Genomic DNA, 594 nt, shown 5'->3' with positions numbered 1-594 from the left:
CAAGTACAGGCTTCAGCTTGATAAGCAGCCGGGAAAAGGCTTGAAACTGGTCGGAGCCTACAGAGACAAACAGCGGCTTCTTGAAGATCTGTCCCGGGACAGTCATGTCGAATACAGTGCCGATGAACGAAAGCTTTTGATTTTATGCGCGATGCTTGAAACGGGAGAGCCGATCAAGCTTTATACAATTGCCCATGACTTGCAGGTGACGGCGGCAACGATCAGCAACGATCTTGACGAGCTGGAGAAGTGGATCGCTCCATTCGGCCTTTCGCTGATCAGAAAAAGAGGCTACGGTATAGAGCTGAGGGGGCCGGAGGACGCCAAGCGGAAAATCGTCGGAAACTTGATGGCCGACAAGCTCGATGTTCAGCAGTTTCTGGAAACGATCGAAATGAATATTAAAGGCAAGAACGAAGCGCCGGAGAAAATATTCGGTGTCGTCAGCCGGGGGAAATTGCTGAAAGCGGAAAAAGTGCTGTTTCAGATGAAAGAAAAGTATGGACTTTCTCTTTCCGACAGTGCATACATCGCTCTGGTCGTCCACTTGACGTTTGCGATCGAGCGGATACAGCTCGGTGAAATGATCAATAT

The 594-nt window shown here is 49.5% G+C and carries 1 protein-coding gene; it reads left to right on the top strand.

The features are described from left to right. Nucleotides 1-594: BglG family transcription antiterminator (locus ACWHAR_RS29685; protein ID WP_452088765.1), on the top strand; the 594-nt coding region annotated here is incomplete at both ends.

It is taken from the genome of Bacillus sp. LR--39 (assembly GCF_053613335.1).
The sequence above is the reverse complement of the archived record's forward strand: the minus strand, read 5'-3'. Positions and strand labels throughout refer to the sequence as shown.